This is a genomic window from Kitasatospora sp. NPDC032757 (genome assembly GCF_055579305.1).
Genome location: NZ_JBVINN010000039.1, coordinates 1 through 26,747, shown reverse-complemented (window position 1 = coordinate 26,747; position 26,747 = coordinate 1). Strand labels below are relative to the sequence as shown.

27 protein-coding genes and 2 pseudogenes are annotated in these 26,747 nt (G+C 72.7%); 19 read left to right on the top strand and 10 right to left on the bottom strand.

Annotated elements, in window-relative coordinates:
• Nucleotides 1-28 precede the first annotated feature (28 nt).
• Complete coding sequence (locus tag ACZ5WK_RS31655) at nt 29-1,033, bottom strand: hypothetical protein (protein ID WP_465552540.1); 1,005 nt, start codon at nt 1,031-1,033, stop codon at nt 29-31.
• 86 nt (nt 1,034-1,119) lie between these two features.
• Between ACZ5WK_RS31655 and ACZ5WK_RS31650 the strand changes: the two genes are divergently transcribed.
• Nucleotides 1,120-1,392, top strand: coding sequence for a hypothetical protein (locus tag ACZ5WK_RS31650; protein ID WP_465552538.1), 273 nt, complete (start codon nt 1,120-1,122; stop codon nt 1,390-1,392).
• A gap of 264 nt (nt 1,393-1,656) precedes the next feature.
• On the top strand, nt 1,657-2,616 hold the full coding sequence (gene pip, locus ACZ5WK_RS31645; protein ID WP_465552536.1) for a prolyl aminopeptidase: 960 nt from the start codon (nt 1,657-1,659) through the stop codon (nt 2,614-2,616).
• Nucleotides 2,617-2,680: 64 nt separating this feature from the next.
• Here pip and ACZ5WK_RS31640 read toward each other — a convergent pair whose 3' ends face one another.
• Nucleotides 2,681-3,727: a GlxA family transcriptional regulator gene (locus tag ACZ5WK_RS31640; RefSeq protein WP_465552534.1), complete on the bottom strand. Its 1,047-nt coding sequence runs from the start codon at nt 3,725-3,727 to the stop codon at nt 2,681-2,683.
• Between the two features lie 128 nt (nt 3,728-3,855).
• Between ACZ5WK_RS31640 and ACZ5WK_RS31635 the strand changes: the two genes are divergently transcribed.
• Nucleotides 3,856-4,779: an NADP-dependent oxidoreductase gene (locus ACZ5WK_RS31635; protein ID WP_465552532.1), complete on the top strand. Its 924-nt coding sequence runs from the start codon at nt 3,856-3,858 to the stop codon at nt 4,777-4,779.
• A 92-nt stretch (nt 4,780-4,871) separates the two neighbouring features.
• Complete coding sequence (locus ACZ5WK_RS31630; RefSeq protein ID WP_465552530.1) at nt 4,872-5,834, top strand: formylglycine-generating enzyme family protein; 963 nt, start codon at nt 4,872-4,874, stop codon at nt 5,832-5,834.
• A gap of 51 nt (nt 5,835-5,885) precedes the next feature.
• Here ACZ5WK_RS31630 and ACZ5WK_RS31625 read toward each other — a convergent pair whose 3' ends face one another.
• Nucleotides 5,886-7,490, bottom strand: coding sequence for an FAD-binding oxidoreductase (locus ACZ5WK_RS31625; RefSeq protein ID WP_465552528.1), 1,605 nt, complete (start codon nt 7,488-7,490; stop codon nt 5,886-5,888).
• Between the two features lie 68 nt (nt 7,491-7,558).
• Between ACZ5WK_RS31625 and ACZ5WK_RS31620 the strand changes: the two genes are divergently transcribed.
• The 7 genes from ACZ5WK_RS31620 to ACZ5WK_RS31590 all read left to right on the top strand — a co-directional run bounded on the left by ACZ5WK_RS31620 (nt 7,559) and on the right by ACZ5WK_RS31590 (nt 13,257).
• Nucleotides 7,559-8,212, top strand: coding sequence for a TetR/AcrR family transcriptional regulator (locus ACZ5WK_RS31620; protein ID WP_465552526.1), 654 nt, complete (start codon nt 7,559-7,561; stop codon nt 8,210-8,212).
• 264 nt (nt 8,213-8,476) lie between these two features.
• Nucleotides 8,477-9,229, top strand: a complete 753-nt coding sequence (locus tag ACZ5WK_RS31615; RefSeq protein WP_465552524.1) for a hypothetical protein — start codon at nt 8,477-8,479, stop codon at nt 9,227-9,229.
• Nucleotides 9,230-9,321: 92 nt separating this feature from the next.
• Complete coding sequence (locus ACZ5WK_RS31610; protein WP_465552522.1) at nt 9,322-9,552, top strand: hypothetical protein; 231 nt, start codon at nt 9,322-9,324, stop codon at nt 9,550-9,552.
• A gap of 444 nt (nt 9,553-9,996) precedes the next feature.
• A complete protein-coding gene (locus tag ACZ5WK_RS31605; protein WP_396320330.1) occupies nt 9,997-10,335 on the top strand; it encodes a carboxymuconolactone decarboxylase family protein in 339 nt (112 codons plus the stop codon).
• A 536-nt stretch (nt 10,336-10,871) separates the two neighbouring features.
• Entirely contained in the window at nt 10,872-11,276 is a 405-nt protein-coding gene (locus tag ACZ5WK_RS31600) for an SHOCT domain-containing protein (RefSeq protein WP_465552520.1), read from the top strand.
• Between the two features lie 432 nt (nt 11,277-11,708).
• Nucleotides 11,709-11,837, top strand: coding sequence for a hypothetical protein (locus ACZ5WK_RS31595; RefSeq protein WP_465552518.1), 129 nt, complete (start codon nt 11,709-11,711; stop codon nt 11,835-11,837).
• Nucleotides 11,830-13,257 carry an MFS transporter gene (locus ACZ5WK_RS31590; protein WP_465552516.1) on the top strand — a complete coding sequence of 476 codons (1,428 nt, stop codon included), beginning with the start codon at nt 11,830-11,832 and terminating at the stop codon, nt 13,255-13,257. The genes ACZ5WK_RS31595 and ACZ5WK_RS31590 overlap by 8 nt, the downstream gene beginning before the upstream one ends.
• A 22-nt stretch (nt 13,258-13,279) precedes the next feature.
• On the opposite strand, the pseudogene ACZ5WK_RS31585 reads toward ACZ5WK_RS31590, so the two are convergent.
• Nucleotides 13,280-13,632: pseudogene (locus ACZ5WK_RS31585) on the bottom strand (polyphosphate kinase 2 family protein); the annotation flags it as partial.
• Nucleotides 13,633-13,859: 227 nt separating this feature from the next.
• On the opposite strand from ACZ5WK_RS31585, the gene ACZ5WK_RS31580 reads away from it, so the two are divergent.
• From ACZ5WK_RS31580 to ACZ5WK_RS31555, 6 genes are all read left to right on the top strand, one after another.
• Nucleotides 13,860-15,209, top strand: a complete 1,350-nt coding sequence (locus ACZ5WK_RS31580) for a M64 family metallopeptidase (RefSeq protein WP_465552514.1) — start codon at nt 13,860-13,862, stop codon at nt 15,207-15,209.
• Between the two features lie 163 nt (nt 15,210-15,372).
• On the top strand, nt 15,373-15,525 hold the full coding sequence (locus tag ACZ5WK_RS31575) for a hypothetical protein (protein ID WP_465552512.1): 153 nt from the start codon (nt 15,373-15,375) through the stop codon (nt 15,523-15,525).
• A 101-nt stretch (nt 15,526-15,626) separates the two neighbouring features.
• Nucleotides 15,627-16,169: a HEAT repeat domain-containing protein gene (locus ACZ5WK_RS31570; protein ID WP_465552510.1), complete on the top strand. Its 543-nt coding sequence runs from the start codon at nt 15,627-15,629 to the stop codon at nt 16,167-16,169.
• 338 nt (nt 16,170-16,507) lie between these two features.
• On the top strand, nt 16,508-16,972 hold the full coding sequence (locus tag ACZ5WK_RS31565; protein ID WP_465552508.1) for a hypothetical protein: 465 nt from the start codon (nt 16,508-16,510) through the stop codon (nt 16,970-16,972).
• 298 nt (nt 16,973-17,270) lie between these two features.
• The gene (locus ACZ5WK_RS31560) at nt 17,271-17,567 is read left to right on the top strand and encodes a hypothetical protein (protein ID WP_396320323.1); all 297 of its coding nucleotides are present in this window, start codon (nt 17,271-17,273) and stop codon (nt 17,565-17,567) included.
• A 702-nt stretch (nt 17,568-18,269) separates the two neighbouring features.
• Nucleotides 18,270-18,797, top strand: coding sequence for a SixA phosphatase family protein (locus ACZ5WK_RS31555; protein WP_465552506.1), 528 nt, complete (start codon nt 18,270-18,272; stop codon nt 18,795-18,797).
• Between the two features lie 147 nt (nt 18,798-18,944).
• Here the strand turns inward: ACZ5WK_RS31555 and ACZ5WK_RS31550 are convergent, their stop codons facing one another.
• Complete coding sequence (locus ACZ5WK_RS31550) at nt 18,945-19,466, bottom strand: HAD domain-containing protein (RefSeq protein ID WP_465552504.1); 522 nt, start codon at nt 19,464-19,466, stop codon at nt 18,945-18,947.
• Between the two features lie 585 nt (nt 19,467-20,051).
• Here ACZ5WK_RS31550 and ACZ5WK_RS31545 point away from each other — a divergent pair.
• Nucleotides 20,052-20,528 carry a hypothetical protein gene (locus ACZ5WK_RS31545; RefSeq protein ID WP_396320320.1) on the top strand — a complete coding sequence of 159 codons (477 nt, stop codon included), beginning with the start codon at nt 20,052-20,054 and terminating at the stop codon, nt 20,526-20,528.
• A gap of 250 nt (nt 20,529-20,778) precedes the next feature.
• Here ACZ5WK_RS31545 and ACZ5WK_RS31540 read toward each other — a convergent pair whose 3' ends face one another.
• The gene (locus tag ACZ5WK_RS31540; protein WP_465552501.1) at nt 20,779-21,480 is read right to left on the bottom strand and encodes a 2-phosphosulfolactate phosphatase; all 702 of its coding nucleotides are present in this window, start codon (nt 21,478-21,480) and stop codon (nt 20,779-20,781) included.
• A 71-nt stretch (nt 21,481-21,551) separates the two neighbouring features.
• Nucleotides 21,552-22,601, bottom strand: a complete 1,050-nt coding sequence (locus ACZ5WK_RS31535) for a winged helix-turn-helix domain-containing protein (RefSeq protein WP_465552499.1) — start codon at nt 22,599-22,601, stop codon at nt 21,552-21,554.
• A 265-nt stretch (nt 22,602-22,866) separates the two neighbouring features.
• On the opposite strand from ACZ5WK_RS31535, the gene ACZ5WK_RS31530 reads away from it, so the two are divergent.
• The gene (locus ACZ5WK_RS31530; RefSeq protein WP_465552497.1) at nt 22,867-23,472 is read left to right on the top strand and encodes an RICIN domain-containing protein; all 606 of its coding nucleotides are present in this window, start codon (nt 22,867-22,869) and stop codon (nt 23,470-23,472) included.
• A gap of 596 nt (nt 23,473-24,068) precedes the next feature.
• On the opposite strand, the gene ACZ5WK_RS31525 is transcribed toward ACZ5WK_RS31530, so the two are convergent.
• From ACZ5WK_RS31525 to ACZ5WK_RS31515, 3 genes and pseudogenes are all read right to left on the bottom strand, one after another.
• Nucleotides 24,069-24,833 (bottom strand): hypothetical protein, encoded by a 765-nt coding sequence (locus ACZ5WK_RS31525; RefSeq protein WP_465552495.1) that lies wholly within the window; start codon nt 24,831-24,833, stop codon nt 24,069-24,071.
• Between the two features lie 406 nt (nt 24,834-25,239).
• Nucleotides 25,240-25,860, bottom strand: coding sequence for an L-threonylcarbamoyladenylate synthase (locus ACZ5WK_RS31520; protein ID WP_465552493.1), 621 nt, complete (start codon nt 25,858-25,860; stop codon nt 25,240-25,242).
• 723 nt (nt 25,861-26,583) lie between these two features.
• Nucleotides 26,584-26,747, bottom strand: a pseudogene (locus ACZ5WK_RS31515) (IS630 family transposase); the annotation flags it as partial.

The following is a 26,747-nucleotide window of genomic DNA, read 5'->3' as shown; positions in this document are numbered from 1 at the left end:
CAAGGCACCGAGAGGTGACGGACGGTGGTCAGTCCACGTTTTCGCGGCGGCCGTCGGCCTCCAGCTCGCGCAGCCGCCGGTCCGCCTGCCGGGCCGACTCGCGCGCCGACTCGGCCTGCTCGCCGGCCGCGTGAGCCGCACCCCGGGCGGCCCGAGTCCGTTCCTCGGTGCGCGCGAGATCGTCCTGGGCGCGGGTGTCGCGCGCCTGGGCCTCGGTGAGCGCGGCGTGGGCGTGCTCGGCTTCCACCGCTGCCCGTCGCTGGGCCGCCTCGGCGTCGGCGAGCGCGCGCGCTGCGTCGTCGAGGAGGCCTGCGGCGTCGTCCGCGGCTCGCCGGGCCGCGGCTGCCGCCTCCCGGGCCCGTTCCTGGTCGCGTAGCCGCTCTCGTCGGGCCGCTGCCCGGGCCGCGGGCCGTTCCTTCGCCCCGGCGGCCGCCTCGGGCGAGGGCGCCGCGCGGTGCCCGGGTGCCCGCCCGCGCAGCGACACGGGAGCCTTCCGGGCGCCGTCGTGTGAACCGCCCGGCGCGTCCGGCTCTTCGGCCTCCGGCGCAGCGCCCGGCCAGAGCACCGGTTCCAACGGGGCGGTCAGCCGGCCCGCGGCGAGGGCCTGCCCGGCATCCCGATCGGCGAGCGCGGCGCTCAGCGTTCGATCCAGGTCGGCGACGGCTGCTGCGCCGAGCGGATGGCCGGCCGCCGCCGTGTCCCGTTCCGCCTGCTCGGTCAGCGCCCGCACCAGACGGCGGCGCTGCTCGGCGAGGGCGCGCAGCTGCTCCCCGGCGAGGTGCTCCTGAGCGTCCCGCAGGGCCTGGCCGAGCTCCAGCAGCTGCTCGACCAGGTCGCTGTGGCGGTGCGCGAGAAGGTTCGCGGCCCATGCGGCCTGGGCCGGGCGGTGGAGCGCGCGGACCCGCTTGGCGAGCTGCGGGTGGCTCTTCCTGAGCTCGGTAGCGCGCTGGTTGCGGGCCGCGGTGAAGTCGGCCGGGGCGAGGAGGTAGAGCTCGTCGGCGGTCGCCTCGAAGGTGGGCTCACTGGTGGTCATCGTCTCGGACTGTACGGGCGCCGGGGCGGTTGCGCGCGGTCGGCCGCGGGGGCCCGTTGTCGGTGGTGGCCGGGATGCTGGGCGGTATGGACGACGATGCGCTGATGCGGGGCCGGGTGTACGGGGCGGACCATGACGATCCGGATCCGGGGCCGCGGCGAGGGCGTGTGTACCGGGAGCTGGTGGCAGGCCCGCTCGACGGGCTGTTGCTCGACGTCACCGGCTGGAGCCGGCACGAGCTCGAGGACGGTGCGGCGCTGGTCACCGAGATCGGCGCCCACGGCGCGGGCGGGCGCGCGCACTACGGGCCCCGGCCGGGCAGCGACCGGTACTGGGACTGGGAGGGCGACAGCGCCTGAGCTCTGACCGGCCGGAAGGCCGCCGCCCGATGGCGGCCCGGAGCAGGTGCGGATTCGGGTGGGCGCCGGCGTTGCCTGGGTGTTCGCGGAGTTGATCGTGCACGCGCCTGCCGGTCACGACCCCTGAGGCCGGACCTGCGGTCACCCACTTCGATCCCTCGGGGCTCCGCCTGCTCGCCCGTGAGATCAACACCGAGGCCACTGCGGCACGTTGGGAAACAAATGACGGGACTCAACCACGACCACGGTCTAGGATCGACGGTCATGGTTGACTTCTACCCGCCCACCAGCCCCTACGGCCATGGAATTCTCGACACCGGGGACGGCAACCGCATCTACTACGAACAGCTCGGCAACCCCGCGGGCAAGCCCGTCCTGTACGTCCACGGCGGCCCCGGGGCGGGCGCGCCACAGCGGCCGACGAGGGCCTGGGACCCGGAGTGCTACCGCGTCATCCGCTACGACCAGCGCAACTGTGGTCGCAGCACGCCGCACGCCAGTGACCCGGCGGCGGACATGAGCCTGAACACCACGCAGCACCTGATCGACGACATGGAGCGGCTGCGCGAACACCTCGGCGTCGAGCGGTGGTTGCTGAACGGCGCCTCCTGGGGTTCGACGCTCATCCTGGCCTATGCGCAGCAGCACCCCGAGCGCGTCAGCGAGATCGTCATTCAGGCGGTGACGGTGACGAACGCTGCCGAGACCTACTGGCTCTACCGGGGCGCCGGGCGGTTCCAGCCCGAGGCGTGGGACCGGTTCCGCGACGGCGTCCCCGAGTCCGAGCGGGACGGCGACCTGCTCGCGGCCTACGCGCGGCTGATGGAGAACCCCGACCGGGCCGTCCGGGAGAAGGCCGCCAACGACTGGCTCGCCTGGGAGGACGCGGTCATCTCGAACGAGCCCAACGGCATTCCCGGCATGTACAGCGACCAGGAGGTCGACGCGCGGATCGCGTTCGTACGGATCTGCGCCCACTTCTTCAGCAACGGCGCGTGGCTGCAGGAGGACCAACTGCTGCGCAACGCCCACAAACTGGCCGGGATTCCGGCCGTGCTGGTCCACGGCCGGCACGACATGGGCAGCCCGGTCCAGACGGCGTGGGAGCTGGCGAAGGCGTGGCCGGACGCGCGGCTCCACATCTTCGAGGACTCGGGGCACGTCGGAAGCGACGCGATGGGGGAGGCGGTCCGGGAGGCGATCGAGGAGTTCAAGAAGCGCTGATCCCCGGGGCGCGTACGTGCAGGCCCCACGTGACCTCCGGGCCCCGCCGGCGCGTGGCGCGGCGTCAGGCGGGCGCGGGGACCGGGTCGTGGGGGCTGAAGGTGCGGCGGTAGGCGGCGGGCGAGACCCCGAACGCCGTCCTCATGTGTGTACGCAGGGAGTTCGCGGAGCCGAGGCCGGCCCGGTGGGCGACCAGGTCGATCGACAGGTCGGTGGTCTCCAGCAACTGCTTGGCCAGCTCCAGGCGCTGCGCGGTGAGCCACTGCACCGGGGTCATGCCGGCCTCGTCGCGGAAGCGCCGGGTGAAGGAGCGCAGGCTCATCCGGGCGTGTTCGGCGAGCCGGGTGAGGGGCAGCGGCTCGCCGAGGTGCTCCAGGGCCCAGGCGCGGGTGGCGGTGGTGCTGGCGACGGTGGGTTCGGGGACCGGGCGGTCGATGTACTGGGCCTGTCCGCCGTCGCGCCACGGCGGCACGACGCACATGCGGGCGGCCCGGTTGGCGACTGCCGCGCCGTGGTCGCGGCGGATCATGTGCAGGCACAGGTCGACGCCGGCGGCCACGCCGGCGGAGGTGAGCACGTCGCCGTCGTCCACGAAGAGGACCTCCTCGTCGACCCTGACCTTGGGGTAGGCCGCGCGGAACTCCGGGGCCAGGTTCCAGTGGGTGGTGGCCGGCCGGTCGTCGAGCAGCCCGGCGGCGGCGAGCACGTAGGAGCCGGAGCAGATGGACACCAGCCGGGTGCCGGGCCGGATGCCGGCGATGGCCGCGCCGACCTCGGGGGGCAGCGGGCCGCCGCGGCCCAGCTCGGGCATGGCGTGCGTGGGCGGCAGGATCACGGTGTCCGCGGCGGCCATGGCCTCGGGGCCGGCGGCCGGCTGCACCGTGAAGCCTGCGTCGCTGAGGACGGGCGCGCCGTCGGCGGTGCAGACGACTACGTCGTAGAGCGGGCGGCCCTCGGTGTCCTGCGCACTGCCGAAGACCCGGGAGGGGATCCCCAGCTCGAAGGGCGGGACCCCGGGCAGGGCGAGCACGGCGATCCGGTGCCGCCGTGGCGGCGCCCCGGCCGCCCCGTCCCGCTCGCTCTCCGTCACTGCCACCTGGATTCCACCCATGGCCAAATCCTGTCACATAGTGGCCAAACGGCCAACACCATGGCGGGCCGGGATGCCGGATCGTGGACTGCGTCGCCCCGGGAACCCCGCGGCGTACGGATCGAAACGAACGACGGAGGCGGAACAGCATGCGAGCGGTGGTCGTGGAGCAGTGGGGCGGGCCGGAGAACCTGGTCGAGCGCGAGATCGAGCGCCCCGAGCCGGGGCTGAACCAGGTCCTGGTGCGCGTGCACGCGGCCGGAGTGAACCCGGTGGACTGGAAGACCCGGGCCGGCGGCGGCCTCATCGAGTGGGGCGCCGTGCCGGCGGTCGGCTGGGACGTCTCCGGCACGGTCGAGGCCGTCGGGCCCGGCGTGGGGATGTTCCGCCCCGGCGACGAGGTCTTCGGGATGCCGCTGTTCCCGCGCCAGGCGGGCGGATACGCCGAGTACGTGGTGGCGCCGGCCCGGCACCTCGCCCCCAAGCCCGCGGGCCTGACGCACGTGGAGGCGGCGGCGCTGCCGCTGGCCGCGCTGACCGCCTGGCAGGCCCTGGTGGACACGGCCGACGTGCGGCCCGGGGAGCGGGTGCTGGTGCACGCGGCGGCCGGCGGGGTCGGCCACCTCGCGGTGCAGATCGCCAAGGCCCGCGGCGCGTACGTCATCGGCACGGCCAGCGCCGGCAAGCACGGGCTGGTGCGGGAGCTGGGCGCGGACGAGGTGGTCGACTACCGCGCCGTGCGGTTCGAGGACGTTGTGTCCGACATCGACGTGGTGCTGGACGGGCTCGGCGGCGAGACGGCCGAGCGCTCCCTGAAGGTGCTCCGGGCCGGCGGCCGGCTGATCACCCTGCCGGGGCCCGACGACGTTCCCGCCGCCCAGGACGGGGTGCGGGCCGTGTGGGTCCTGGTCGAGCCGGACCACCTGGGCCTGCGGGAGATCGCCGCCCTGGTGGAGCGGGGCGCGCTGAAGCCCGTGGTCGAGACGGTCCTGCCGCTGGCCGAGGCCGCGAAGGCGCACGGGATCGGCGAGCAGGGCCGTACCACCGGCAAGATCGTCCTGACGGTCGCCTGAGCCGGGGCGGCGGGCGGACGCCCTCGGACAGGTGTGTTTCCCCGGGTGTGTCGTCGGGGCGGCCCGGTCGGGGTTGGTGCACCGTCGATGTCATGACGACGACTGCACAGGGCTCGCTCGTGGAGCCGGCCCGCGGTATGGCGTGGATCCCGGGCGGTGGCTTTCAGATGGGATCCGAGGATTTCTACCCGGAGGAACGGCCGGTGCACCCGGTTTCGGTCGACGGGTTCTGGATGGACGAGCACCCGGTCACGGTGGCCGCGTTCCGGCGCTTCGTGAAGGCGACCGGCTACGTCACCGTGGCGGAGCGTCCCCTCGATGCAGCCGACTACCCCGGTGCCGATCCGGCCGGGCTCGTCCCCGGGTCGCTGGTCTTCCGGATGGCCTCCGGGCCCGTCGACCTGGATGACTGGCGGCGGTGGTGGAGCTATGTCCCGGGCGCGTCCTGGCGCCACCCGCACGGTGCCGGCAGCACCCTGAACGGGCGCGAGCGGCACCCGGTCACCCAGGTCGCCCACGAGGACGCCCGCGCCTACGCGGACTGGGCCGGCAAGGACCTGCCGACGGAGGCGGAGTGGGAGTTCGCCGCCCGGGGCGGCCTCGACTCGGCCGTCTTCCCCTGGGGCGACGACGTCGCACCCAGGGGCCGTCGGATGGCGAACACCTGGCACGGCCGCTTCCCGTGGGAGTACCTGCCCGCCGGGAAGACCAACCCCGCCCCCGGCACCACCCCGGTCGGCTCCTACCCGCCCAACGGCTACGGCCTGCACGACATGGCCGGCAACGTCTGGGAATGGACCACGGACCACTACACCACCCGCCATCGAGACCCCGCTCCCAGCGCCTGCTGCGCGCCGCGCAACCCCCGCGTCGACGCCCCGCCCGCGGCCGGCCCCGGCGGGTCGCTGCCGGAGCGGTTTCCACGACGGGTGATCAAGGGCGGGTCGCACTTGTGTGCGCCGGACTACTGCCTGCGGTACCGGCCCGCGGCCCGGCAGGGGCAGAGCGAGGACACCGCGACCTGCCACCTGGGTTTCCGCTGCGTCATCCGCTGACGTCCCACCCACCCGGTCAGCCCGTGCACGGCCGCATCGGCCGCCGTCCCGTCAGTCGAGCAGGACGCCCGGGTTGAGGATGCGGTGGGGGTCCAGGGCGTCCTTGGCGGCGCGCAGGGCCAGCGCGAAGGGCTCCGGGCGCTGGCGGTCGTAGCCGGGGCGGTGGTCGCGGCCGACGGCGTGGTGGTGGGTGATGGTCGCGCGGTGGCGGTGCAGGACGTCGGTCGCGACGGCCTTGAGGTCGTCCCAGACCTCGACCTCCTCGCCCGGCCGGCCGGCGACGGCCACGGTGAAGTAGGGGGCGGCGCCGTCGGGATAGACGTGGGTGAGGCGGCAGTTGACGGTGGCCGGGTGTCCGGTGGCCTTGAGGGCGGCGGCGCCGACCTCGGCGCGGACGGCGTCGATCAGGGCGGGGATCCTGTCCCAGGTGGCGGCGGTCTCGAAGGTCTCGACGACCGCGCCCATGCGGGCCAGGCCGTCGCGCAGGTAGGGCATGCGCAGGAAGGCCGAGCGCCAGGCACCCACGGCCGCATCGGCCGGGGCGTCGCCCTCCGCCGCGGCCGCCCCGCCACGGCCGCCGTGGGCGCGGGCCACTTCCAGGGCGCTCGCGAGCCGGTCGTCGACGCGGGCGGTGGCGGACTCGAAGCCCAGCACCAGGACGGCGGAGCCGTCGTGCGAGGCGCCGGCCAGCAGCGCCTCGCCGGGGTCGAGCAGGCGGCAGTTGGCCGGGGCGAGGTCGGACTGCGCGATGGCGCGCACCGCGTCCAGCGCACGGTGGAGGTCGGCGAAGGCCACCGAGGTCGAGGCCCTGTACCGGGGGCGCTCCTGCAGGCGCATCCAGGCCTCGGTGATGACGCCGAGCGCGCCTTCCGATCCGAGGAACAGGCGGTCGGGCGACGGCCCGGCGCCGGATGCGGGCAGCCGCCAGGACGCGCCGCTTCCGGCGGGCGTGACCACGCGCAGGGACTGGACGAAGTCGTCGATGCGGGTGCGGCCGGTGGCGTAGTGGCCGCCGGCCCGGGTGGCCAGCCAGCCGCCGAGGGTGGAGAACTCGAAGCTCTGCGGGAAGTGGCGCAGGGTGAGGCCGTGGGGCCGCAGCTGCGCCTCCAGTACGGGGCCGAGCGCGCCGGCCTGGATGCGGGCCGAACGGCCGGCGGTGTCGACCTCCAGGACCCGGTCCATGGAGGTGAGGTCGAGCGACAGCACGGCGCGGTGGGCGTCGCCGCGGTACTCGACGCCGCCGACGACCGAGGAGCCGCCGCCGAAGGGGATGACGGCGACGTCCTGCTCGCCGGCCCAGTCCAGCAGGTCGGCCACCTGCCGGTCGTCGGCCGGGCGGGCGACCAGGTCGGGGATCCGGCCGGGCCGGCCGCGCAGCGCCCGGATGACGTCGCGGTAGGCCTTGCCCATCGCGTGCGCGGCGCGCGCCTCGGGGTCGGCGGTGACCAGGTGCGCCAAGGCCGGTGGGGGTGTCGCGCGGGGCCGGGCGACGGTCAGGTCGGAGACCCGGGGGACCGGCAGGGGGCGGGCCAGGGTGCCCGGCAACAGCGCTCCCAGCGCGGCGCACTCCGCGTCGCCGGGGTGGGCGTCGGCGTAGCCCCAGCCCCACCAGGACCGGGGACGGGAGGTGCCGGGGACGGGCGGGGCGACAGGCATGAGTGTGCTCCCAGCGGGGTCCAGGTAACTTACCCAACGGAAAATTACCCTAGGGTAATATCAGGCCCATGACAACGCCTCCTTCCAAGGCCGGCACCAAGGGCGTGCCGAGGGCCGAGCGAGAACGACAGGTCCTGGCCGCGGCCACCGAGGAGTTCGGCCGCCGCGGCTACGAGGCCACCACCATCGCCGCCGTCGCCGCCCGCGTGGGCGTCACCAAACCGCTGCTGCACCAGTACTTCGGCAGCAAGCAGAACCTCTACCTCGCCTGCCTGGACCCGGTCGGCGACCGGCTGCTGGACGCCGTCCGCACCGCGATGGCCGAACACCCCGCAGGCGCACCGCCCACCTCCCTGCGCGTGCTGAACGCCCTGTTCGGCGCCCTGGACGGACAACGCGAGGCATGGTTCGTCCTCTACGACGCCACCCTGCCGCCCGGCAGCGACGCCGCCCACCGGGCGGCGCACTACCGCGACGCCATCGACGACCTCGCCGCGACCGGCACCGCCGACCTCCTGCACGCGGCCGGATCCGGCGACCCGCTCGACGCCGACGCCCTCAAGTACGCCTGGCGCGGCCTGTGCACCGCCCTGGTCCGCTGGTGGATCAACCACCCCGACCAGTCACCCGCGGCCATGACGCAGCGCTGCGCACGGCTCTTCGCCGCCGCCCGCTCCGTCGAACCGGATGAAGCCGCCCACCCCGTCGGCGGGCGGAGCTGATGGGACCGATGGGCATGTGCTCCCGGGAGGTCCGCCTCCCGCTCGACACGGTTGTCCACGTCCTGCAGGACCTGAACAGCCCGGCAGCACGGCCGGGTGCCCGCCCCGGCCGGCCTGCTGCGCCCTCACTGCTCCTGTGCGCCGTCACGGGGTGATCCAAAAGGCTTGACGGGCCCCCGGTGGCCTGCTGATAGTCGTCGGGGCGGGTGCCCGTCCGAGAGGTTGCCCCGGCGGGGGCACCGACTGCCACAGGGGGAGGGCGATGTGAGCGCCGCGGGTTGGATCGTGCTGATCGTCCTGGCTGCCGCCGGAGCGGCCGGCTGGCGACTCTGCCGCTACCCCGGCGCCTGGAGGCACGCCTTCGCCCCGGAGCACGACGCGGCTCGCCGCGACCTCGCCGCCGCGCGGGGAGCCCTGCGCGCAGCGAAGCAGCGCCGGCAGAAGGACCTGGGCCGCGCGCGGGGCGCCGTCAGGGCTGCCGCCGACGCCCACCGCCGCCGCATACGCGCGATCGAGCAGCGCATCGCCGCCCTCCGCGAACCCGGCCGTGGGGAGCCGCGCGACGAACTCGGCCCCCTCAGCCTCCACGAGCACGTTCTCGGCATGCGGACCGGCAACGATCGAGCCGACCTGCCCCTGCACGAGATAGCCGTCCGATCCGACCACGCCCCGACGGCCCACCACGTCTACGTGGTCGACCCGCAGGGACGCCAGCACCTGCTGACCTACCCCGCTGCGGAAGCCGACGAGGACCGCGTCCGGAGGTTCGTCGTCGACGTCCACAACGCCATCGCCGACGCCAAGGCGGCCCAGCGCGACCGGGACTCCCGCATCCGCGAGGCCGAGGCCGAGCTCCGGCGCGTCCAGGAGGACACCGAGAAACAGACGCGCGCGCAACTGCACCTCGACGAGACCACCGCCCGCTGGGACGCCGACACCAGCATCCCGGCGGCGAAGCAGGACCTCGAGGGCGCGAAGGACCGCTGGCAGGCGCTCACGGGCCGCCGCCCCCGCTGACCACCGGGGTGACCCTGCCCCGAGAGGGGCGTGCCGTGGACCGGCCGGGCGATCGTTTCCGCCCAGCCTGTTCGGGCTGCGAGACTGGGATCATGACCCCAGACCGTCGCAGCCTCGGGCTGCCCGCATTCTCCGAGCCCGCCGCCGACGCGCCCGTGCCCGCCCAGTCCGGCGTTCGCCCGCCGCTGCCGGTCGCGCAGGGCGCCGACTTCCGCCAGCCGCCCGGCGAAACCGCGACCGACCCGGCCCCGGCCCCAGCCCCGGTCCGGCACCTGCTCGCCGCCGGCGGCCCGACCTTCTCCGACCCGGCCCGGCAGATCTGACCGGCTTCCACACGGCTGCCCGGCAGGGGTAGGGGACTCTGGTCGCCTGGCATGTCCGCGGCCGGAAAATTGCAGGTCAAGGCCCTGTTCACGGGCATCGAGCCGGTCTAGCATTCCGGTCACAGCAGCCCCACCACCCCCTCGACGGGCTGCTGAGCAGACCGGCTGCGCCTCCATACGGCCGGTACCCCCCACGGCCGGGACCCCGGGGCGCCCCCGTCCCCGCGGTCCCGGCCGGCTGCACCTCGACCGATCACCCTCCACCGGCCTGACTCGCCCGGCCCGTATCCCTCGGCCGCGGCCCCGTCCCCGGCCCCGCCACGGCTCTCCCGCGCGCGCGTCCCAGAAGGCTCCTACCGTGGAGGGGCAGCCCGGCCGACGCCCGTCTGTCCGTTCCCGGCAGCGCCCCGGCGTCGGTGCCGAAGCACCAGGAGGCCCCTCACCATGTCCACCACATCGGAAACGCCCGTCCTGGACACCCTCGCCGCCATGACCATCGACTCGATCGAGCGGTGCGGCCTGGCCCCGGACACGCTCATCCTCACCCGGATAGCCGCACTCGTCGCCTGTGACGCGCCCCCCATCTCGTACCTCGCCCACATCGATCCCGCCCTGCGGTCCGGCCTGACCGCCGAGAAGCTCCAGGACGTCCTGGTGGCGATCGCCCCCATCGTCGGCACCGCCCGTGTCATGACGGCGGCCGGCAACATCGCCGCGGCGCTCGGCGTCGCGATCGCCGTCGCCGACGCGGAGATCGAGGCCGCGATGGAGGCCGAGGGCTGACCCCGGCCGTCCGGCCCCGTCGGACGGCGGCGTTCGGACCGGCCCCCGGCGATCCACGTCCACAGGCCACCGCCGTCTCCGGGGGCGGCTCCCAACCGCTCATTCGGTCCCGGTACGACAGGCTCCTGCCGTACCGGGGCCCCGGCGTGCCGGGACCTCGGTGCGCCGCCGCCCGTGGCCGGCCCTCCACCGAGCCGAGCGGATGCGTGAACCGGGGGCCGCGCGCAGCATGAGGACATGAGTGAGCGCACACCCGTGCCGCCCTCGGTGACGACGTCCTTTGCGGTCGTCGCCCCGATCGACCCGTTGCACGTCGGTCCCACCCGGACCGACGCCGCCGCCGGAACCCGGACGCAGACGCTGCCCGGAAACGGCTGGTCCGCCCTCCTGCCCCCGCGCAGCGCGGAGCAGCCGATCCCCGACACGACCTGGCACCCCGGCGAGGTCCAGCCCCCACCCCGGCTCCCACGCCGCACTCGACCTCAGCCCCACGACTCGGGGCGGCCCAGGCCGTTCCGGGACAGGAGATCAAAGCCATGAACCTCGCGGCCGACTACCCGCTGTTGAACGTCTTCTGGACCATTTTCTGGTTCATGCTGTGGATCCTCTGGTTCATGCTGCTGTTCCGGATCCTCATCGACCTCTTCCACGACGACTCGCTGAGCGGCTGGGCCAAGGGCGGCTGGGCCGTGTTCCTCGTCTTCCTCCCGTTCCTCGGCGTCTTCGTCTACCTCATCGCCCGCGGACGCGGCATGGGCGAGCGCGAACTGAACAAGGCGCAGAAGAGCGACGAACGGTTCCGCGCGTACGTTCGCGAGACCGCCGGCGCGCCGGGACAGCAATCCACGGCCGATCAACTGGCAAAGCTCACCGAACTGCGCACCGCAGGCCAGATCACGGACGAGGAGTTCGCCCAGGCCAAGGCCAAGATCCTCTCCTGACTCCACTGCCGCCTTCCCCCGCGACCGGGCGGGCTGCAGGTGACGGCGGCAGCGGCGTCGGTCGGTCCGCAGCGTCGAGCCCGGGTGGCGGCCCGGGCCGACGTCGTCCCCGCGGCGGGCCGACGTCGTCCCCGCGGCGACCGCCCTGCCCCGGTGCGAACGTGGTGGGAGTGTACGACCACCGGGAACGGGCCTCGGCCAGGTGCCGACGGTGCGCTCGTCCGTTCCTCCGTTCCTCCGTTCCTCCGTTCGTCCGTTCGCCCCGTCGGTCGCGGCGGTGGCCCGGGTCGGCCCGCCGCGGCCGCGCGGGGCCCGGGGGAGTTGAACGTGCGACGGCGGCGACCGAGGGCGGGTCGAAGCGGCAAGCTCCGGCGCAACGTGTCCCGGCGCATGAACGCCGCGGGCGACCATGATCGAACGAGGGAGCCATCCATGTGGGCCTACCCGGCGATCGCCGGGCACGTCGTCACCGGCGGTCCCCGTACCCCCGTGCCGGGCGCCGCGGCCATCGCCCTCGACGAGCACCTCGACACGGTGGAACGCGGCGGCGCCGATGGCTGACTCCGCCCCGGCACGCACGCCCGCCGCCCTGCGACGGGTCGTCGCCCCGCTCGCCCTCGCCCAGTTCATCTGCAGCTTCGCCGGCTCGAACATGAACGTGATGATCAACGACATCAGCGACGACCTCGACACCACCGTGCAAGGCGTGCAGGTCGCCATCACCGTCTTCCTGCTGGTGATGGCCGCCCTGATGATCCCCGGCGGCAAACTGACCGACCGCTACGGCCGCAAGCGGTGTCTGCTCACCGGCCTCGTCGTCTACGGCGTAGGCGCGCTGATCAGCGCCGCCGCGCCGGGCCTGGGCGTCCTCATCCTCGGCAACTCGATCCTCGAAGGCGTCGGAACGGCCCTGCTCATCCCGCCCGTCTACATCCTCACCACGCTGCTCTTCACCGAGACGACCTCACGTGCCCGCGCCTTCGGGACGATCATGGCGCTCGGCGGCATCGGCGCGGCGGCCGGCCCGCTGATCGGCGGGCTCATCACCTCGGCAATCAGCTGGCGGGCCGCGTTCGTGTTCCAGGCCTTGGTCATCGTCGTGATCATCATCCTCAGCCGCCGGATCCAGGACCCCCTCCCGCCGGACCCGACCCGTCCCTTCGACTCCGTCGGCACCATCCTGTCCGCCGTCGGGCTCGTCCTCGTCGTCACCGGGATCCTGGCCGCCGACAACAACGTCTGGCTGATGCTCGCCCTGCTCGCCCTCGGCGCGCTCTTCCTGACCGGCTTCTTCCTGTGGGTCCGCGCCCGGGAACGGGCCGGCAAGGAACCGCTGCTGTCCACCAGCCTGTTCCGCAGCCGCGTCTCCAACCTCGGGCTGGTCACCCAGAACACCCAGTGGCTGCTCCTGATGGGCGTGTCCTTCACCGTGGCCTCCTACCTTCAGGTCGTCCGCGGCTACGACGCGATCCAGACCGGCGTGATCTTCACCGCGGCGACCCTCGGCATCCTCGCGTCCTCCCTCGCCGCCGAACGCCTCGCCGAACGGCACGCGCAGCGCACCCTCATCCTGACGGGCTTCCTCGGCACGATCGCCGGCATCGTCGTCCTGATCGTCGTGGTCGGCGGCTCACCCAGCCCCTGGGCCTTCGCCCCCGGGTTGCTCCTGATCGGCCTCGGCCTCGGCGTGATGCTCACCCCCTCGGTCAACATCGTCCAGTCGAGCTTCACCGAAGACCGGCAGGGCGAGATCTCCGGCCTGTCCCGGAGCGTCTCGAACCTCGGCTCCTCCCTCGGCACCGCGGTCGCCGGCACCATCCTCGTCGCGGGCCTCACCAGCCACGCCTACGCCGCCGCCATGATCACCCTGGCTGCCGTCGGACTCATCGGCCTCACCGCCGCCGCACTCCTGCCGCACACCCCGGGCCCCGCAGGAGGCCGACGAGGGCCGGCAGGGCACGGCCGACCCGGGCGAGGCTGATCTCGGCGGTGCCGAGCATGCGGAGGTAGTGCTCCCATCCGTTGGTCTCCGGTAGCGGCGCGCCCGGACGTCCCGGCCCTTCGCCTCCTCGGGCAGTCGTCGGTGGTCGAGGTTCTCGGGATGCACCCGCACGACGAGGACTTCCTCGTAGTGCGACCGGTTGAAGATCGCGATGTCCCCGCGGGCCGGCAGGCGTCAGGCGTAGCGCCACAGGTAGTCGTGGTCGAGCTCCTCGGCGGAGGGCACCTTGAAGCTGCTGACGTGAACGCCCTGCGGGTTGACCCCGCTCATGACGTGACGGATCGTGCCGTCCTTGCCGGCCTTGCCGGCCTTGCCGCCCTTGCCGCCCGCGTCGATCGCCTGGAGGCAGAGGAGCTTCGGCGTGGGGGAGGCGGTGACAGCCGGCGTGAACCGTTCGTGGGGAGTGGGCCGTACCAACCGGTGAGGTGGTGACCGGGCGGTGTCGCCCGGTCGGCTCGGGCCCTGTGCGCCCGTGTCGGAGGTGGGGAACGACGGCGCGGGGAGGGTCGTTGCGGGCCGCTCGTCACGCACGGAACCGCTCGTCACCGCTCTTCGCTGCCCATCGATTTCGGAGAACTCCTTTGCGCAACAGCAGGTTCACCTCGCTCCTCCTGGCCGGCGTCACGACGCTGGCGGCCCTCGCCGTCGGCGTCGGCCCGGCGGTCGCGGCTCCGTCCGACCCGGACGCCGTCACTGCCTCCCCGGGTGACCAGGACGCCGTCACCGCCTCCTCGGGTGACCAGGACGTCGAGGTCTTCGCCGAGGACGGCGCCATCAGCCGGGCCAAGGTCCCTGCGGCGTCCCCCTTCGTCGCCGAGCCGTCCATGGGCGCGGCCGCCGCCGGGGACGGTGCCGTCACGAAGATCGTCAACAACGGGAGCACGGACAGCAGGCTGGACGTGGTCATGATCGGCGACGGCTACACGGCTTCGGAGCAGGCGAAGTTCCGCAAGGACGCCGCGGCGAAGTGGAAGGAGATCAGCGCCGTCCAGCCTTACGCCACCTACCGGAAGCTGTTCAACGTGTGGGCCGTGGACGCCGTCTCCGCACAGTCGGGCGTCTCCGGGGACCCGAAGCAGAGCACCGTCCGCAAGACCGCCCTCGGTTCGCACTTCTGGTGCAACTCCATCGAGCGGCTGCTGTGCGCGGACATCAAGGCCGTCGACGCCTACGCCGCCAAGGCTCCGCAGGCCGACCTCGTGATCGTCGTCGCCAACACCGCCAAGTACGGCGGCGCCGGCTACGGCAGCACCCAGTCGCCGCTCGGGTACGAGGGCATCGCCACCGTGGCGGGCGGCAACGGCGCGTCCGGCCAGATAGCGGTGCACGAGACCGGCCACTCGCTGGGCAAGCTCGCGGACGAGTACGTCGCCGAGGGCCAGGAGCCCTACCGGGGTGCGGAGCCCCCGCAGCCCAACATCACCACCCTGAGCGCCGACCGGATGCGCCAGGACAAGGTCAAGTGGTACCGCTGGCTCGGGAAGACCTCGCCCGACGGCGGTACCGTCGGTGCCTACCAGGGCGCCGGCAACTACCCGTCCGGCCTCAACCGGCCGACCGACAACTCCGTGATGCGGTCCCTCGGGCGCGAGTTCAACCTCCCCGGCCGCGAGGCGATGATCGCCGGCTTCTACCGGCACGCCTCCACCCTCTCCAGCGCCACGCCCGTCACCACCCGGCTGAACGCGGCCGACAGCGTCACCGTCGACCTCCCGGTCTCCGGCACCAAGCTGCGCTGGTACCTCGACGGCAAGGAGGTGACGGCCCTGCGCGACCGCAAGACGGTCGCCGTCTCCGACCTCGGCCCCACCGGCCCCAAGCTCGCTGCCCACGAGCTCAAGGCCGTTGCGAACGACCCCACCTCGGCCGTCATCGACCCGGCCCTGACCCCGGCGCTGACCCGCAGCCTGGTCTGGAGCGTCACCCGCTGACCCGGGGGCGTGGACCCTCGCGTCCGAGCGGACGGGAGGGTCCACGCCCATGACGGAGGCGGCACCACGGGCCGGGGCCGAGGCCCGCTCACCGGCGTTGAAGCCCGCGCCGTCGTCGGACGCTGCGCCGGTCCTGATCGCAACGACCCATACGGCCCCCATCGTGGCGAGCGGCAGCCACGGCCAGCGGCTCTTCATCTCGCCCGCACTGGACCTGGTCGTCGTCCACTACGCCTCCCAGGTCGTCTCCCCGGCCGTTCCACAAGTGCCCCTCGTCCAGGCGTTCCTGACGATCGGACGCCACCTGAACAGCTGAAGGCCGTCCCGCGATCGGCCTTCGGGCGCACGGGCCTCGCTCTCCTCGACCGGGGCGAAATTCCTTTGCCGGGTGTTGCCGCACGGCGCGAGACTGGGGCCATGCTCGGATTCGTCAGGACCGACAACGAAGCCCTCGTCTCGTGCTTGGGCGACCCGCACCGCGCCGTGGCGGCCTACTGGGAGCTGCTGCTGCGCAAGGAGGACGCGCTGGGTGCCATCCGCGCCGGCCTGTCCCACGAGAGCGCCGCCGTCCGCGAGGGCTGCTGCCGACTCCTGGACCACCTGGTCGACACCGAGTCGATGGGTCAGCTCATCGCCATGGCCGACGATCCGGACGCCCGGGTCAGGATCGCCGCGTTCCACGCCCTGGCCTGCGACCGGTGCAAGGGTGACACGTGCACACCGGGCGCGGACCGGGTCCTCGAACCCGCGTTGCTGCACCTGGCTTCCGACCCCGACCCGCAGGTCCGGCAGAGGGCCGTCGAGCTCGTCGGCAAGTTCGTCCACAGCGACGCCCGGGCCCTCACGGCCGTGGAGGAGTCCCACGCCCACGACCCGAGCCCGGCCGTCCGGAAGAAGGCGGGCTGGTTCACCCCCGGAGGGGCCATCCACCAACGGACCGCCCCGCACGCCTCCCGGTAACGGGACAGCCCTTGGAGCCCCTTCTCCTTGGCGGGCGATGGCCTGCGCACCACGCGTGGGCGCCGGCGTCCGGCCGCCGGACAACGGGGGAGATCGGCCGTGCCCGGCCGCCGTCACCGCTGGTGCGGCCGCCGGGCCGGCGCCCCCACCGCGGCCGCCGCCCACCCGTCCCGTTGGCGGTTCTGGCCTGAGCTCCTCGGCCGCTGGCCCTTTCGGGCAGTCGTCGTCCGCATTCGAACCTCCCGATCCATGATCAGTTGACTGGCCGTCAGTACAGGCCGAAGGGTGGTGCGGACAGGCCCGCGTTCGGGCTCCTCCCCACCCGTCAGGAACACCCCGTGCAGAAGATCCGGACTCTCGCCGCCGGCGCGATCGCATGCGCCGCCCTCGTGCTGACTGCCGCTCCCGCCCAGGCCCGTCCCGCCGCGGTGCCGGTGACGGCCGCCGCGGATGAGGCGGCTCGCAGTACCTGGGTCACGGTGTTCAACAAGACCACCAAGCCGTTGGCCCTGGCCGGCAACCGCCTCCTGCACGGATGCTGGATGGACAACCGGACTCCGCAGAGCTGGGTCAACTCCCGTGGCGCGGTGATGTTCGCCAGCGAGTCGTGCGGCTTCATGACCGGTACGGAGGGGGAGGTCACCTACAACATCAATGAAGGCGGGCAGGTTCACCTGACCTGGAACAACCCCTACTCCGGTGCCAACTCCTACACCTGCACGGTGCCGAGCGGCTACTCCTGCGTCTACAGCGGCGGCTCGGGCAACAACGCCCAGGTCACCTTCACCTTCACCAAGGACTGAGGCGCAGCCGGCCGGTGCGGACCCGGGCGAGGCCCCGCACCGGCCGGGTGCGTGGCCGGCTGCTGCACCGGATGGCGGCCCTGAGCGTCGCCTGCCCGAACACCTGCGGCGCCGGAGCACCGAAGCTGCTGGTCCCCCCGCCCCGCTTCCACCGCGCCCGCTCCGTCGACCGCCGGGGACGGGGCGGCCCGGCGGTCCTGCCGTCGGCGTGGTGCGTGCGGCATTCGGCTCACTCGGTGGGCGGTTTCCCCCTGGGGGACGTGGACTGTGGGAAGTCGAATCGAGGAGGTGTCGCCCGATGGCGATCATCATCGTGCACGAGACGCCGGGTGGGACCCGGGAGCAGTACGAGCAGGTCACGAACAGGCTGAGCGGCGGCAAGGGTGCTCTGAGGTCACGGGGTGACTGGCCCGCGCCGGGGCTGCTGTCCCACGTGGCCGGCCCGACGGCCGACGGGTGGCTCGTCGTCGACGCCTGGGAGTCGGAGGAGGCGTTCCAGCGGTTCGCCGAGCACCTCATGCCCGTGCTCAGGGAAGTCGGGATGGCCGAGGTGCCACCGAAGATCTATCCCGCCGTCAACGTCGTCACCGACTAGCCCTCCAGCCTCGCCCGGGGCCGGGGACCGCCCGGCCTCCGTGGGTGAGCCTCACCGCGACGTCGTCGGGGCAGTCGTCCGCGAGGGCGGTGCGGGCCCGGTGCTCTCGGGCGTCGACGGTGAGGTTCTCCAGCGGGGCGGACACCTGACGGTCCGGTCCACGGATCGAGACCCCCTTCGCAGGGTGCCCGTTCCGTCCGATGCCGGGTCGTCGTTGCACCTGAGCTTCGGCAACGATCCCTCGCGCGAGTTGACGGTGTCCTGGGCGACCGCGGCGTCGGTGAGCCGTCCCCGGCTGCGCCTGGGCACCGCGAAGGCCGGCTTGGGACGGGTCGAGGCGGCGGAGACCCGCACGTAGGTCGACGGCCTGAACAGGAGAAGGCCACCTGGTCGGCGGTCCGCGACCCCGACACCGCCTTCCCCTACGGCGTCGCGGTCTTCGACGTCGACCCGGGGTCCTTGATCGGCGGCCGCACCACGATCACCGTCAGCTACTACCACACGCCGCCGCGATGCCCGCCGCGGGGCCGGCTGGGTGGCAGTGTGTGGCGCCGGGTCGCTGGTGCGCCGATCGGCGCGTCGCGAGCGCCGCCATGCTGCCGGGCGAGCGTGGCCGGAGCGCACTGCAGGCCCTGGTGGTGCTGCGCGGGCGCGCCGGTGCAGCCGATGCGCTTTCCCGGCCCGGCTGACAGGCTGGGCGGTATGAGGATGGAAGACTCCCGACGTCTGATGGTGCTGCGGCACGCCAAGTCCGCCTGGCCCGACGACGTGGCCGACCGCGACCGGCCGCTGGGCGTACGGGGGCTGCGCGACGCCCCGGTGGCCGGCCGGTGGCTGCAGGCGGCCGGGTGCCTGCCGGACGCCGTCTTGTGCTCACCGGCCCGCCGCACCCGCCAGACCTGGGAACTGGTCGCGGGTGAACTGAGCACCGCACCGGCGGTGACCTACGACGAGCGCCTGTACGGCGCGAGTGTCTCCGTCCTGCTCGCCGTGGTGCACGAGGTGCCGGACCGCGTCCGCTCGCTGCTGCTGGTCGGTCACTTCCCCGGGGTGCAGGAGCTGCCGCTGGCCCTGGCCGGAGACGCACTCGGCGACGCGCGCGAGCGGATGGCGGCGAAGTTCCCGACCTCCGGGCTCGCACTGCTGACGCTGAGCGGACCGTGGGCGCAGGCCGACGCCGGCTCCGCCGTGCTGACCGACTTCGTCGTCCCCCGTGGGCAGAAGCCCTGACGGGCGTTCCCTCCCACGCGGCCACGCCGCATCCAGCACAGCGGAACGGGCGTCAGAACGTGCGTCAGAACGGGGGCCGGGCGGGAGCCTCAACGGCCCCCGGCGGCCTCTTCCCGTTTCCTCAGCCTCCCGTTTCCTCAGCCGCGTTCAGACCAGCTGTCGCAGCCACGCGTCGATAGCCGCGTAGTCGCCATCGGTCAGACCACGGCGGGGATCGACGCGATGGAGCATGGCGCGTCCCGGGTGGTGGGCGGCAACCCAGGCCCGATCGGTGTCGGTGACCTCGTCGTCGACCCAGGCGAACGGGCGCCCCGCCGCCCATTCGACGAGGGCGCGCGTCTTCCAGTGCAGTCCGTTCCGCTCGTCCTGGTCGTCGAGGTCGGACGATTCCGGCCAGACCACCACCGCCAGCTGCGGCAGACCGATGCGGGGAGCGATGCACTCGTTCGCGTCAGCCATCCATGTCGTGGCCCAGACCACCTCGCACGGGAGCGCGGCCAGCCGGAGCCCGTGCGCGGGATCGATCCTGCTCAGGAGCGGATTCGCGTCGGCGCGAAGCGGTTCAGGGCCTGCGTCATAGGTCGGATACTGCTGGGACGCCGCGCCGAACGGGATGAGGGGTCCGTCGACGTCGAGGAACAGCAGTGGACGCTGCACGGAACCGGTCACGGGGTCACGATAGCGCGGCTCCCACCAGGGACCGCCTCGACGACGCGAGCCCCGCCACCGACCGTTGCCGCCCGCGGGCCCGTACGTCGCCTGGGCGTGCGGCCGGGGGAGGGTGGGCGAGGTGCCCATCCACCGGGTCTGGTCGAGGCCGAGCGGGCGCAGGATGCTCTCCTCGATCGCCGGGAGGGTGCCACGGGCCGGGACGGACGCCGGGCAGCGTCTGCGCTTTTCGGATACGTGGCCGCCACGCGAAATTCACGGGCAGGGGTCTACTCGCATAGACATCGTCGGTCCATCCTGGTTGTCGTACCGCTCCCGCACGGTTCCCCACACTCACACCGGCGCCCCGGCCGCCCTGCGAACACGATCGGGGCCGGGCGGATCATGCGTTTCCCCCGCGCCGAAGCACTGCCGCGACACCGCATCACCGCACTGCCGCATGGCATTTTGCACGACCCCCTGTGTGGTCGGCCTCCGCCCGCCCCGCGCTCGACTGCCCGCCCGGCAGGCCGAGGCCGGGCGCGTCCGGCCGACCACGAGAGGGGTGCCCCAGTCCGAGGTCAACCACCTTCACCGGGAGAGCAGATGAAGCCCCGCACCGCAGCCGCCGTCGTCGCCCTGGCCCTGGCCGGGCTCGCCCTCTCGGCGCCCACGGCCGGCGCCAGTGGTACCAAGCTGTCGCAGTCGACGGCCGCCGGCCAGTTCAGGAGTGCCGGCATCACCTGGAGCTCGAGCGGTGGCTGCACCACCCGATCCAACTCGACCTGCACCTCGTTCGAGCAGATCAACTCCGGCACGGTGAGCACGATCATCACCCTCAAGCAGTCCAGCGGCTGCGCCATCAACATCACGGGCGGCACCGAGGTGGGCCACGCCTCCGGAACCTACAGCCACTACAACGGGTACAAGGTCGACATCTCCCGCAATTCCTGCATCGACGGCTACATCCAGAACAGCTTCACCTACATCGGCCTCCGGGGTGACGGCTACCCGCAGTGGAAGGCCGCCTCGGGCAACCTGTACTGCAACGAGGGCAGTCACTGGGACATCCTCGTCTACTGACGCCGGCGTCGGGAGCCGGGACGGCCCGCGGCCCCGGAGGAACGGCACGGCGGCGAGCCGGTGTCATGGCGGGGAGGTGTCCATGCGGACCCCCGTCGGCACCGGCCCGCCGTGCCCCTGCCGCGTCCGTACTGCACTGCGTGCCGCGTCCCACGGCACCGCCGCCGTGTTGTGAAGGCGGGCGGTGACGCACCATCGGGGCGAACACGGCTCAGTTCCTCGCGCGGTGGGGGTCGCGCCTCGCCGGCGATCAGATCGGGGCGTCGTCGGTCAACGAAGGAACGGCGTACGGACGCAGGACCATGAGCGAGCCTTCCAGGGTCGCCACCATCGCAAAGGGGAAGCGGTCGAGCTCAAGACAGAGCGCGACGTCGTCGGGATGGACCCCTTGGCGCACCCCCTCCTCCAGTTCGGCGGCGGCGCGCGACTCGGCAGCGCGGCGGAGGAACTCGGCAGCGTCCGTCCCGGCCCCGGTGGCCCTCCGGGCGATGTATTGAGCACACGCCAGATCTTCGTCGGCCTGCCCGTCCTCGCCAGTGACCACGAACGTGACACTGTCACTCCTGCGCGTCCGCAAGAGCTGAGCCGTCGCCTCCGCCACCACGAAGCCGGCGCACAGCACCAGCGGCGCCTCCTTGACCGCGAGGGCGCCGACCGTTCCTGCCGTGGTCTTCTGCACAACGGTCCGTCCGCCGAGGTCGATGGACCGCAGCAGACCCGGCGAGTTGACGGCGTCGAACCCAGGTACGGGCGGACCGTCCTTGAGTGCCACCCAATCCGGGTGGCGAGCCTTGAGCGCCAGGGCTTCTTCCAGCGACTCGGCGAGAACGATCTCTTCCGCCCCCTGGGCGAACGCCCAGGCGGCCACGGTGAAAGCACGCATGACGTCGACGACGACCGCCACGGACGGGACTTCGAGCAGCTCGGCGATACCAAGGAAACGAGCGTCCATACCGATCATGATCGGGCATGCCCGGCCCGAGGCGACCGGAGAGTGATGCGCATCACATCAGCGGATGTCCCTCAGTCTCCGAGCCGTGGTCGTGGTCCCACGGGCGCCGCCTGCGGCGGTACGGTGTGGGGCGCGTTGAGCAGGACGGCGGCCGCGGTCGTGGGGTAGTGCAGTACCCGGCTGCGCTCGCGGCGGCTGGTGATGAGTCCGGCATCGCGCAGGCTGGTGGCGTGCTCGGAGGCCGAGGCCAGCGAGACGGAGACCCGGTTGGCCACCTCGGAGGTGCTCAGCCCGGGCGCGGCGGCGACGGCATGCAGGACTGCGGACCGGGTGGCGCCCAGCACCGTTCCCAGTGCCTTTGCCGCTTGCTGTTGCCGGCCGTCCGATGCGGGCCGGGCGAGGGGGTTGGCCACGGCATCGAACGCGAGCGGGTAGATCAGTACCGGCCGGTCGTCGCGGTCGCCGACCAGAAGCCGCGGCCACGGTCCGCCGAACACTACGGGAGCCACCGTCATGCCACGCCCGGCTAGGTGGATGTCCTGGCCGAATGGGGAGGGCACCGTCAGTACGGGTGACTGCCAGCGCAAGGCCGGGTGGAGGCCGGAGAGCAGCGCACCGACGCCGTGTCTGCGCAGTGTCGTCACCCGCCGGGCGAGGTCGGCGTCGACAGCGGTCTGCATGCGGCGGGCGTGTGGCGCGATCGCCAGGTCGTGGTACGCGGCCAGAGCGCGAGTGACCGCGTTCATGGCGTCCGGGTCGCCGTCGGCAAGCCCGCGCACCCACCCGGGTAACGAGTGTGCGGACGCGAGCCGGTTCAGATCTGCCGTCAGCTGCCGCCGCGGAACGGCACGGATGGCCTCCAGCACGTCGCGCACCCTTCCGTTGTCCCTGGTGGACGTGAGGAAGTCCGGGATCCAACCGTGCGTGGGTACCAGGTCCAGCAACGGTCCGACCTTCGCCGGCAGGTTCCCGCGCAGACTCCGGCGCCAGGCGTCGAACCGTAGCCGCTGATCGTTGCGACGCAGCGCCTGCACGCTCAGCACCGCCTCGCCCAGCTGCGGCAGTTGGCTGATCAGCGTCACGCTGCACAGGTCGTCCGCCGTGAAATGAACGCGCAGCACGTCCGCCCTCCCGCAAGTAGCCGGGTCCTGCCTTTCGGAGGCAGGGTCACCGTCGTGCCGTCTGCGACCGTGCAAGGCTACCGGAGAGCTTCGGCGCAGGCCGAAGTAGCGTGCGCCCCGGCGCCGTTGGCGCCCAGCATGGAGATGCACAGCCGAACCGGCCATCACGTAGGAGCCCGAGATCGGCGCAGCTTCGCGCCGACTCGCGGTGCTGCCACGACGGGCCGCAGACCAGTACCGACCCGTTCACCACTGGAGGAGTTCGATGAGCAGGAAAAGCTTCGCGGGCAAGGCCGGCGCCGCGCTCGGCACCGCCGTCGTGCTCGGCGCCCTGTCGTTCGGTACCGCACCCGCGGCCGGGGCCGCTACCGAGCCCCACACCGCCGCGCCCGGCCGGGCCGCGAACCCGAGCGCCGCCTACGGTCCGTACCTCCTGTACAACACCGTCACCGCCAAGTGCGCCGACATCCCTGACCTGGGCGCCGGCAGGATCAACGGCCCCGTCAACGAGTACACCTGCAACGGAACCTCGGGCGACAACCAGCTCTTCTACTGGGACAGCCAGGGCACCACCAGCAACGGCTACAGCCTGTACAGCATCCGCAACGCCAAGGACAACCTCTGCCTCGACGTCCACGACTACGGTGCGGTGGAGGCCGGCGCCAAGGTCAGCGAGTACACCTGCAACGGAACCTCGGGCGACAACCAGCAGTTCTGGCTGCTGCCCCGCGCCAACGGGGGCTCCTGGGTCGTCAACCTCAAGAGCGGCCTGTGCCTGGACGTCGACGGCGTGCGGACCGGCGGCAACGACGCCCGCCTCACGCTGTACTACTGCAGCGACAACGACGACCACTCCTGGAAGCTGATCTGAAGCCTCCGAGCCCCGCAGCCCCGAACGGAGCCGTCCACCTGACCGCCGAAGCGACCCGGGGCCCTCGGACCCGCAGGTGAGGCAGGCCCGGCCAACCGCGCCGCGCCGGCTGCCGGCTCTCCAGGAACGCGAACCGGTGCCGACCGCGAACACCGCGGCCGGCACCGTCCTGGCGACACCGGCCAACCGGCACACCCCGGGCGACTGCCCGCAGCGCTACGCCCACGAACTCGCCAACCCGTCGCATGTTCTCCCCTTCAACGGCCGTGGGGCCGATGTGCAGGCAGGTCGTGTGTGTGGGTAGAACAATGCGCTTGCCCGGCGGGCCGGTGCCGGCCGGCCGAGCGGGCCCGCAATCCCGGCTGCCCGGAGAATCCGGCGACCCAGCACGCCAGGGCGGCGCGGAGCAGCGTAGCGGACGAAGGCAGGAGATTCTTCGGCACCAGCCGGTGGGCCACCGTCATTTGAGGCTGTGTGAACCGAAAGATTTCCCGCCGGGCGCCGGAGCCGGACGCCGGAGCCGGACGCCGGAGCCGGACGCCGGCCGCCGCGAGCCGGTGCAGATGATCCGAAGGAAGCGCCCTGGTAGTGCTCGGTCACATGTGGGCGCTGATCTCGCCGCCGGCGGTGAGCACCATGTAGACGCCGTTGGCGACGCCTCCGACGTCCTGCTGGTTCGACTCCAGCGTGCCGTTCACGGCATTGTCGATGCCGAGGATCTGCGCGCGGTACCGGAGCTCGCCGATCTTCGTGACCTTGGCCGTCCAGCCGCCCGCGAGCTTGAACGTGCCCGGCCCCTGGTGCCCGCCGCCCATCCAGGAGTGGACCTGGCCGTCCAGCGAGAGCACGACGAACATGTCGTTGGCGTCCAGTCCGGCGTCGGATCCCTTCGTCTCCAGCGTGGCGAGGACGTCACCGCCGTGGACGATCTTGGCGACGTAGTGCTGGGCCCCGACTTCCTGGACCTCGGCCGTGCTGCCGTCCACCAGGGGCTGGGTGTGGACCGGGGACTTCGCCTTGGCCGAGGTGGCCGGTGCCGTGGCCCGGGGCGGGGCAGGCGAAGCGGGCGGGGCAGCCGGTGCGGTGGCGCCGGGCGCGGCGGGCGCGGTGGCAGGAGCGGCGCTGCCCTGTGCGGCAGGAGAGACGGGCGTGGTGGGCGCGGCGGGTGTGGCGGCGGCCGGTGCGGCGGTGCCCTGCGAGGCGGGCGTGGTGGGCGTGGCGGCTGAGGTGGCCGCGGTGGTGCCGTTCGCGTCGGACGCGGAGCTGCAGGCTGTCGCGGCGGGGACGATCAGAGCGGCTGCCAGGACGGTGCGGGCCAGCGTGCGGACGGTGGTCGCGCGACGGGTCGTCGACGGGAACATGCAGGTTCTCCTGAGCGAGGTACGGGTGAGGTCTCGCACATTGCCCGTCCCCTCTCGTGCAGGAACCGCGAGGCAATGCGGCGGCGTGCACGATCGAACCTAGTGCGAACAATCGACGGAATAGAGCCTTCCGTGTCACCGGACTGCAACGCCCCGGACAGCACTGTGCCGACCACAGTGCCAGCGCCTGAGCTGGCTTGAGTGACCGTCAGCTTGACGAGCCGACGCTGCGACGCCGGCTGGACACCTCCGTGCGGTCCGCCGGCCGGCCCGCGGCAGACGCCTGGCGGTGGGCCCTGCTCCAGGTGAGTGGGGCAGTCGGGCTGACCGAGGCCGGCAAGGCCACTTCCTTCCCGTGCAGGCCCTCGGCCCTGGGCCTGTCGCCGGCCGAACCGTGAGTGTGTCGTCACTCGAAGCGCGTGGGGTCGCCGGCCCCGCGTCGGACGATCTCGGCTGCGCCGCCGGAGAAGTCGACGACCGTCGTCAGGTCTGTACCGCAGTCACCGGAATCCACCACGGCGTCCAGCACGTGGTCGAGCCGCTCCTTGATCTCCCACCCCTGGGTCATCGGCTCGTCCTCGCCGGGGAGGAGCAGGGTGCTGGAGACGAGGGGCTCACCGAGTTCGGCGAGCAGGGCCCGCGTGACGACGTGGTCGGGGATCCTGACCCCCACCGTCTTCTTCTTCGGGTGCATCAGACGGCGCGGGACCTCCTTGGTGGCGGGGAGGATGAAGGTGTAGCTGCCCGGCGTCGCCGCCTTGACGGCGCGGAAGACGGCGTTGTCGATGTGGACGAACTGCCCCAGCTGGGCGAAGTTCTCGCACATCAGGGTGAAGTGGTGGCGGTCGTCGAGACGCCGGATCGACCGGATCCGTTCGAGGCCCTCGTGGTTGCCCATACGGCAGCCCAGGGCGAAACAGGAGTCGGTCGGGTATGCGATGAGGGCCCCGGAGCGGAGGCTGTCGGCCACGGTGCCGATGGTGCGGGCCTGGGGGGTCTGCGGGTGCACGTCGAAGTACTTCGCCATTGGTCGACTCTACGTGATCCACCCGGCACACCGGGGCCGGCCCGCGGCGGAAGCCGACCACTCTCCCCGGTGGGTGCCGCTCGCCGCTTCGCACACCCCGAGGCCCGCCCAGCCGGCCGGCAACCTCGGCCGGCCATCCGCACGGGCACGGTCCTCCGGCACCCCCTGACCACCACCGAGATCTACCTCGCCCCGGCCAGGACGAAGTTGCTCGCACAGGTCACCAGAAGCGCAGCCAGTGCGTTGGTCGCCCTCCCGATGCCGACTCTCCGAAGGGAGCCGTGAGCATGGCCGGGATGACGGCGTCTGCGCCAACGGGACGAAGCGTCGGTGTTTCGCTATGCGCCGGAGGACAGTCGGCTTGCGGCCTGGTCCCATGGCTGAAGCTCGACCGGGTCGTCCCTGTCGAAGGCGTCATCCTCGAACCAGCCCGTCCCGCGAGCCATGCCAGCCCCGCTGCGAGGCTGGCGGAGTCGAGGAACCAACACTGATCCCATGATCCGCCGCTATACGGGTTCGGCTCGAGGAGCAGGACCTGACCGTCCTCACTGAGACAATCAACGCCTGCGTACATGGCACAGCCCCAGGTCAGGATCGGTACGACGCCTTCGAGCCACTCCGGGTGCTCCACGCCAACGGACGCCTCACGTCGCGTCAGGTAGTCGCCAGCGACGCTGGAGCCCGGACCGAGCAGCGGCAGCAGTCGGTACTGACTTCGGCTTTTCAGGGTGGTAGGTCGAGGGAGAGTCCGGTTCCGGCGAGGAAGCCGTCGAGGACGTCGGGGCGGTACTGGAGTCGGTTGCGGACGAGCGTGGCGAGTCGGTCCAAGGCGACGCTGGCGAGGTTCGCGAGGCTGTGCTTGACGTGGGCCCACAGGTACTCGACCG